Origin of the sequence: Collinsella sp. CLA-AA-H167, assembly GCF_040095305.1 — a bacterium.
Classification (GTDB): domain Bacteria; phylum Actinomycetota; class Coriobacteriia; order Coriobacteriales; family Coriobacteriaceae; genus Collinsella.
On the sequence record NZ_JBBNGA010000007.1, the window covers coordinates 104,779 to 112,872 of the forward strand.

The 8,094-nt window shown below is 61.6% G+C and carries 8 protein-coding genes; all 8 read left to right on the top strand.

Annotated features, from left to right (window positions below):
- The first annotated feature begins 256 nt into the window (after window positions 1-256).
- The 8 genes from AAAT03_RS06160 to AAAT03_RS06195 all read left to right on the top strand — a co-directional run bounded on the left by AAAT03_RS06160 (window position 257) and on the right by AAAT03_RS06195 (window position 7,829).
- The gene (locus tag AAAT03_RS06160; RefSeq protein ID WP_349102862.1) at window positions 257-1,264 is read left to right on the top strand and encodes a transporter substrate-binding domain-containing protein; all 1,008 of its coding nucleotides are present in this window, start codon (window positions 257-259) and stop codon (window positions 1,262-1,264) included.
- Window positions 1,265-1,581: 317 nt separating this feature from the next.
- Entirely contained in the window at window positions 1,582-2,166 is a 585-nt protein-coding gene (gene raiA, locus AAAT03_RS06165; RefSeq protein WP_035137685.1) for a ribosome-associated translation inhibitor RaiA, read from the top strand.
- Window positions 2,167-2,245: 79 nt separating this feature from the next.
- Window positions 2,246-3,199: a DegV family protein gene (locus AAAT03_RS06170; RefSeq protein ID WP_349102863.1), complete on the top strand. Its 954-nt coding sequence runs from the start codon at window positions 2,246-2,248 to the stop codon at window positions 3,197-3,199.
- 98 nt (window positions 3,200-3,297) lie between these two features.
- Window positions 3,298-4,377, top strand: a complete 1,080-nt coding sequence (locus AAAT03_RS06175; RefSeq protein WP_196022283.1) for an NAD(P)-dependent oxidoreductase — start codon at window positions 3,298-3,300, stop codon at window positions 4,375-4,377.
- 5 nt (window positions 4,378-4,382) lie between these two features.
- Window positions 4,383-4,811 carry a hypothetical protein gene (locus AAAT03_RS06180; protein ID WP_055310425.1) on the top strand — a complete coding sequence of 143 codons (429 nt, stop codon included), beginning with the start codon at window positions 4,383-4,385 and terminating at the stop codon, window positions 4,809-4,811.
- A 15-nt stretch (window positions 4,812-4,826) separates the two neighbouring features.
- Entirely contained in the window at window positions 4,827-5,525 is a 699-nt protein-coding gene (locus AAAT03_RS06185; RefSeq protein ID WP_238023032.1) for a hypothetical protein, read from the top strand.
- 6 nt (window positions 5,526-5,531) lie between these two features.
- Window positions 5,532-6,617 carry an isocitrate/isopropylmalate family dehydrogenase gene (locus tag AAAT03_RS06190; protein ID WP_349102865.1) on the top strand — a complete coding sequence of 362 codons (1,086 nt, stop codon included), beginning with the start codon at window positions 5,532-5,534 and terminating at the stop codon, window positions 6,615-6,617.
- A 126-nt stretch (window positions 6,618-6,743) separates the two neighbouring features.
- Window positions 6,744-7,829, top strand: coding sequence for a hypothetical protein (locus tag AAAT03_RS06195; RefSeq protein WP_349102866.1), 1,086 nt, complete (start codon window positions 6,744-6,746; stop codon window positions 7,827-7,829).
- Window positions 7,830-8,094 lie beyond the last annotated feature (265 nt).

Here is an 8,094-nt window from a genome sequence, read left to right on the forward strand (position 1 = left end):
GCGTGCGCGCGGCGCGATCATGGCGCGTCCTAGATGTAAGCCGCACCGTCCGTTCTACTTTCTTTGGGGCAATACCGCCTCGCGGGCGAGCGGGCCAGTCGTGAAGGTGGCTGCGGCCTCCCGAGCAAACACCCCGGTGCGCAAGTGTGGGGTCAAATACCAGGTCAGCTGGTGGGAACAATCTGATATTTCGTGCAACGCACGGATCGTATACGACACAGAAGGCAGGGTAGTGGACATGGTGAGGGGCAGCTTGATGCACGCGGCTCGGTTAGGTGCTGGGACCGCAGCGGTCATCGCCGTTTTGGGCCTGAGCGGATGCGCGTTCAACCCGCTGTCTACGTTCACGACTCCCACGATCGACCAGATCGAGTACGAGACCGTCACGCCCGCGGTGTCGGATGATGCCCTGGTCACCCCCGGTACCCTGACGGTTGCCCTCGATACCTCCGATGCGCCGCAGGCCATGCAGGGCGCTGACGGCGAGCTCACGGGGTATGCAGTCGACGCTGCCCGCGCCCTCGCAAGCCGCATGGGCCTTAAGGTCGCCTTTGTCGATGCGTCCTCGGCAGGTTCCGCGCTCGGTGACAAAAAGGCTGATATCTTTATCGGCGAGATCAACTCCACGGATGGGGACGTTAGCTCGCTCGGCACCTGCCTGTACGATGCCGCTTCCGTGTTCGGTAAAACCAGCGATGGTGGGTCGCTAAGCGTTTCCACCGATACCCTTAACACGTCTACTCTGGGTGTCCAGATGTCCTCGGCCTCGCAGGAGGCGCTTGCTAAGCAGAGCATCACCGCCAACCAAAAGACCTACTCCAACATCAACGAGTGCTTTGAGGCACTCGAGTCCGGCGAGGTCGACTATGTAATCTGCGACTCCACGGCCGGCGGCTACCTTGCACGCCTGATGAGCGAGGTCTCCTATGCCGGTTCGCTCGAGGCGCCCTCGACGCTTGGTGTTGCGGGCCTCTCGTCCAATGACGAACTGTGCCGTGCCGTGAGCGATGCCCTCGACGGTATTACGGCCGACGGCACGCTCGAGGCGGTCCACTCTGTCTGGTATGGCAGGATGCCCTACGACCTCACCACTAAGACGGTTTCGGGCGCTAACGTGCAGCCGGGCGACTCTGAGTCCAGTGAGACCGCATCCTCCGGCAGCGAGTCCTCCGATTCCAACAATGAGACCGCATCCTCCGAAGACAAATCGTCCAGCCAGGAAGACACCATCACCGACGACGACATTAACAAGCTCAATAGCTAGTTATTGCTAGGGGTGGCGTCACCTATGCGCTAGGAGAGACGCCTCTTCACGGTTTCAACACGCATTGCCGGGCTTTTCCAACAGGGGAGCCCGGCTTTTTCGTTTTCATAAAACCAGCAGGTCAAAGCCAATTTTCGGGACCAAATACAAAGTCGCCGGCTCCCTCCTATAGCGCACTTTGCCACAGAAAAGTGCGAGACTTCGGTATGCGGTATCAAGCAATCGTTATTCGGGTCTTTGGGAATCCGCGTGATTAAATGCACGGCAATGGGTACATAGCCAGTACAGTAAGTCCCCGAGGCAGATTGGAGCCACGTATGGATATCAAGGTTTCTGGACGCAAGACGACGGTAACCGATGCTCTGCGTGCGCATGTGGATGAGAAGATCGGCGAGGCGCTCAAGGTTTTCGATATCGAGCCCATGACGGTCGACGTTGTACTTCGCTATGAGAAGAACCCCTCGAACCCCAACCCGGCAATCGTCGAGGTTACGGTTCGTGCCCGCGGTTCGGTGATTCGCGTTGCCGAGCACGGTGCAGATATGTACGCCGCCATCGACCTCTCCGCCGATAAGGTCACCCGCCAGCTGCGTAAGTTCAAGACTAAGGTCGTGGACAACCGCCAGGGCGGTGCCAGCGCCGCGGATGTCGCGCCGGTCGAGCGCGTCGAGGATCTGGCCGACCTGCTGCTGCCCGAGGAGGAGGACGACCTGCTCGTCCGCGAGAAGGTTATCGACGTCACCCCGATGACTGAGGAGCAGGCGCTGGTGCAGACCGATCTGCTGGGCCACGACTTCTACGTGTTCGAGAACGCGACGACCGGTCTCATCAATGTGGTGTATCACCGTAAGAATGGTGGATATGGCATCATCAAGCCCCGCATCGAAACACTTGACGAGTAAAATACGTTAACTTGCATGAGTTAACGGTTGGCGGCCATCCCATGCGGGTGGCCGCCTTTTTACGTAAGGAGTCGCTTTGATGGACAAGGCCGCATCCGCCGGTCATTCGGACCGTTGCCGCATCGTCGTCGATACCTGCTGCGACTTTAGCCCCGAGGTCGCCGCGAACCTCGATGTCGATATCTTGGGTTTCCCCTTCATTATCGATGGCGAGGAGCGCACGGATGACATCTGGTCGAGCATCACACCCAAGGAGTTCTACGACCGCATGCGCGCCGGTGCCCGCGTGTCCACCTCGGCTGTGTCGCTCGGTCGCTATATCGAGTTCTTTACCGAGTGCGCCAAAGAGGGTACGCCCACGGTCTACCTGTGCTTTACCTCGGCACTGTCGTCGAGCTACAACTCCGCGTGCCAGGCGGCGGACGCCGTGCGCGCCGAGTATCCCAACTTTGAGCTGTACGTGGTCGACAACGCTCTGCCCTGTGCGACCGGCGAGCTCTTGGCGCTTGAGGCCGTGCGCCAGCGTTCGGCGGGACTGACCGCCAAGCAGCTGGTCGACTGGGCAAACGAGGCCAAGACCTATGTCCACGGTTACTTTACGCTCGAGAGCTTTGACGCGCTGGCTGCCGGCGGCCGCATTCCGCCCGCGGCGGCACAGCTCACGGCAAAGCTCGACGTCAAACCCGAGCTGTCCTACGACCTGGCCGGCTCGCTGTCGCTGATCGGCGTCAACCGCGGTCGCAAGAAGGCGCTCAAGTCCATCCTCAAGTCGTTCCGCGAGAACTATGTGCCCGATCGCACCATGCCCATCGCCATTATGACGGCCGATGCCGAAAAGGACGGCGACTGGCTCGAAGCCGCCATCCGCAAGGAGGAGGGTTGCGCCGACGTCACGATCATTCGCGGCTCCGTGGGTCCCACCATCGGCTCGCACGTGGGCCCCGGCATGGTGGGCTGCGCGTTTTGGGGTAAGAACCGCGCCGACAAGGCGTCGCTTTCCGACCGTATCGCCCGCCGCGTGCGCGGTCAGTAGGCAAGCGCTGCGTCCGTAATCGCCCTCGACTCACAGCCCAAACGCTGGCACCGAGTATTCAACCTGGTAACAACACCCAACCCAAAAGGAAAGGTTTCATGGCAAACAAGCTCTCCGTCGCATTCATTGGCACCGGAATCATGGGTGCCCCCATCGCCGGCCACATTCTGGACGCCGGCTATCCCGTCACGGTCAACAACCGCACCAAGTCCAAGGCGGCGGCGCTTATCGAGCGCGGCGCCGTCTGGGCAGATACGCCGGCCGATGCCGCGGCGAACGCCGATGTCGTCTTTACCATGGTGGGCTATCCCTCCGAGGTCGAGGAACTCTACCTGGCGGGCGACGGCCTGCTCTCGTGCACTAAGCCCGGCGCGGTCTTGATCGACCTCACCACGAGCTCGCCCGAGCTTGCCCGTGACATTGCCGAGGCCGCCCAGGTTTCTGGTCGCATGGCGTTTGACTGCCCCGTCACCGGCGGCGAGTCGGGCGCTATCGCCGGTACGCTCACGGCTATCGTGGGCGCTACCGAGAGCGACATCGCGCCGGTCCGCGACATCCTTGCCACCTTTGCGGCCAACATCTGCTGCTTCGACGGCGCCGGCAAGGGCCAGGCTGCCAAGCTCGCCAACCAGGTGTCGCTGGGCGCCTGCATGGTCGGCATGGCAGACGCCATGGCATTTGCCGAGTTGAGCGGCCTTGACCTGGAGAAGACCCGCCAGATGATCCTGGGCGGCACCGGCAAGTCCGGCGCCATGGAGAGCCTGGCTCCCAAGGCGCTCGACGGCGACTACAAGCCCGGCTTTATGGTCGAGCACTTTATCAAGGACCTGCGCTTGGCGCTCGCCTATGCCGACGACCGCGAGCTTGCGCTGCCCGGTGCCGACGTGGCCTTTACGCTCTACGACATGCTCGACGCCATCGGTGGTGCCAAGCTGGGTACCCAGGCCGTCACGGTCCTCTATAAGGAGGAGGCCGACGCCATCGCCGCCGGTCTGGACTGGTCGCAGTATCGTCCCGAGGAGCATGGCGCTCACGAGGAAGGCTGCGGTTGCGGCGAGCATGGCGACGATCACGAGTGCGGTTGTGGCCACCACCACGACGAGGGCCACGAGTGCTGCGGCGGCCACGGCCATGATGACGGCCACGAGTGCTGCTGCGGCCACCATCACGGGGAGTAGCGCCCATGAGCTGGACGTTCGTGGTGCTTGCGCTGGTGCTCTTTCTCTTTGCGATCTACATTGGCTTTTTGTGCGGCCAGTGGGCGTGCGAAAAGCGCGTCATCACCAAGCGCGACTACTGGATTGCCAACTTTGCGGGAGCGGCGGCAGTCGTCCTGCTGACCTGGGTGTTCTCACTGTTCCCGCTGGTGCAGTTTGCGCCGATCGGCTGGCTCGGCGGCTTTATCGCCGGCCTTAAGATGAGCTTTGGCGAGTCCGTCGGTCCGTGGCGCAAGCACGACGAGGTCTTTAACGTCAACAAGGCTCACCGTGCCGCCGCCGACGCGGGCGACGCCGAGGAACGCCGCCGTGCGCGTCGCAATGGCGCGGCCGATCGACAGCTCATCTCGGTCACCGATGACAGCAAGGGTGCTGGCAAGCACGCTAAGAAATAGTAAGAAGAGGTAACTATGGCAGAAAACAAAGACGAACAGCTCACCGACGAGGAGCTGGCACAGCTTCAGCTGGCAGAGGAGAACGAGAACGCCGTCGACCGTCTGGTCAAGGAACTCGGCTGCCCCACGCGCCGCATCCGCCAGTTTGCCGCCCGCGTGCTGCACCTGCTTGCCGAGCGCGATCCGCAGCGCGTCGTGCCCTGCGTGCCCGCGCTGATCGAGGCGCTCGACCGCCCCGAGGCTCAGACCCGCTGGGAGGCCCTCGATGCCCTGACGGCGCTCGCCACCACCTGCCCCGAGCAGCTGGGCGATGCCTTTGAGGGTGCCGAGACCGCACTGTTCGACGAGATCTCCTCCACGCTGCGCTATGCTGCCTTCCGCCTGCTGTGCGTGTGGGGCGCCACGAGCGTCGAGCGTTCGCGCGAGGCTTGGCCAATCCTGGACGAGGCCATCCAGTGCTACCACGGCGACCTCGAGTATCGCGACATGCTCGGTTGCCTGTACGAGTTTGGCCAGGGCGAGATTGACGCCGAGGTCGCCGAGAAGCTCGCGCTGCGCCTTAAGTTCGACGCCGAGAACGGCAAGGGCAGCTATCTCAAAGCCCGTTCTAGCGAGATTTGCGAAATGCTTGTTAAACGCTTTGACCTTGATCTCTCCAAAAAGAAGAAGCGTGCTAGCGTTAAAAAATCTGACGACGCCGAAAACGAGGAGTAACAGATTATGGCGCACGATGTAGTCCTGATTCCCGGTGACGGTATCGGTCCCGAGATTACGCAGGCCATGCGCCGCGTGGTCGAGGCCACCGGTGTCCAGATCAACTGGAACGTCCAGGAGGCCGGCGCCGGCGTCATGGACGAGTTTGGCACGCCGCTGCCCCAGCACGTGCTCGATGCGGTCGCCGAGACCAAGGTTGCCATCAAGGGTCCCATCACCACACCGGTCGGCACGGGTTTCCGCAGCGTTAACGTGGCCCTGCGCAAGCACTTCGACCTGTACGCCTGCGTGCGCCCCTGCCTGTCGCAGCCGGGCGACGGCTCGCGCTTCCGCGATGTCGACCTGGTTATCGTGCGCGAGAACACCGAGGACCTCTACGCCGGCATCGAGTTCGATGAGGGCACTGCCGAGGTCGAGGAGCTCTCGCAGCTTGTCGAGCGCTCGGGTCAGAAGGCCTTCGCCGCGGATTCCGCGATCTCGATCAAGCCCATCTCTATCGCCAAGAGCCGCCGTATTGTGGAGTATGCCTTTGAGTATGCCCGCCGCTGCGGCCGCAAAAAGGTGACGGCCGTGCACAAGGCCAACATCATGAAGGCGACCGACGGCCTTTTCCTGCGCGTGGCGCGCGAGGTGGCCGCCAACTATCCCGATATCGAGTTCAACGACAAGATTGTCGACGCCACCTGCATGGGCCTGGTCCAGAACCCCAACGACTTCGATGTCCTGGTGCTGCCCAACCTGTACGGCGACATCGTGAGCGACCTGTGCGCCGGCCTGGTGGGCGGTCTGGGCATGGCTCCCGGCTCCAACATCGGTGCCGACTGCGCCATCTTCGAGGCAACGCACGGCTCCGCGCCCGATATCGCGGGCAAGGATATCGCCAACCCCACGGCCGAGATCCTCTCTGCTGCGATGATGCTCGATCACCTGGGCGAGAACGACGCTGCCAATCGCATTCGTGCCGCCGTATCTGCCACGCTCGACGAGGGCGAGCAGGTTACCGGTGACGTGCGTCGTGCCCAGACCGGCTCCGTCGAGGGCGCTGTGGGCACGCAGACCTTTGCCGATGCCGTTATCGCGCACCTGGCCTAAGGTATGCACACTGCAAACGCCTAAATAGTACTTAAGTGTTTGCGTATAACCTAAGAATCAATACGTCCGGCGCTCTGTCGGGCGTATTCTATTGAGGACTATGTTTCCTAACAAGGAGTAGCTGATATGGGTCTGATTCAAAAGAAGGACGAGAAGGACGAGATCGACGGCATCCAGATCATCGAGCGCGGCGAAGGCCCCGACGGTGACGAGAACGAGAAGATCGATCTAGTCGCCGGTACGTCTGCCGAGCACATTGCCGCCGGTACGACCGCCGAGGAGGAAGACGCTCGCCTGGAGGCAAAGATCGCTGCGGATGCCGCCGACGAGAACCTCATGCCCGAGGAGCAGGACGAGGACGACGACTCCGACGAAGACGACCATGCGTCCAAGCACAAGAAGACGATGATCGCCGCCTTCGTGGTTGCAGTCGTGATCGCTGCGGTGGTCGGCTTCTTTATTGGCAATGGCGGCTTTGGCGGCAAGGGTGTCGGCTCGGCGACCCTGACCGAGGACCAGCTCGATTCGACCGTAGCAAGCTATAGCTACAACGGTAAGAAGAGCGACATCACCGCGCGCGAGGCCATCGAGAGTCAGTACAGCCTCGACACCGTCAAGGATAGCGATGGCAACTACACCGCTCCGTCTGCCGACGTTATCCTGTCCTACGTGCGCAACCAGATTCTGCTGGACGCTGCCGAGGACGAGGGCATTACCGTCTCTTCCAAGGAGATGAAGAAGTACGCCGAGGAGTCCATCGGCACCTCCGACTACAAAACCATGGCCACGCAGTATGGCGTGTCCAAGGACCAGGCCAAGCAGATCGTCCGTCAGTCCGCGACGCTGCAGAAGCTCTACAAGAAGAAGGTGGGCGATAGCTCCGCAAGCATGCCGACCGCCCCGACCGAGCCTTCTGACGGCAACGAGGAGACCGCGAGTAAGGACTACGCCGACTACATCATCAACCTTGCCGGCGACGAGTGGGATAGCGAGAAGGGCACCTGGAAGGACGCCGATGGCACCTACGCTAAGGCCTTTGCCGACGATGCCTTTACTGCCGATAGCGCTACCTATAAGCAGGCCATGACCGCCTATTACACCGCCTATCAGCAGTACTCCTCGCAGGCTTCGAGCGCCAGCTCCAAGTGGACCGAGTATGCTAACGGCCTCTACGCCAAGGCCAACATCAGCATCTACGGCCTGTTTGCTTAAAGGTTGCCCGAGCTTTCGAGCACGAGGCCCAAATACCTGATTAAGCCCGCTAGAACGGACTGAACTGCCTCCCATTTCTTGGACATGAGAAATGGGAGGCTTTCTTTATGCGCGTTGATTTGAGAGTGAAGCATGATGTCGAGGCCAGGAAGGCGGCCATAGGGCTCTTCGAGCTCGGGCACGGGTATAAATCTGCCGCGATTGCCCTTTCGCTTCCCGTGGAAGCCGTGAGAAGATGGCAGGAGATATACCGCGCATTCGGGAG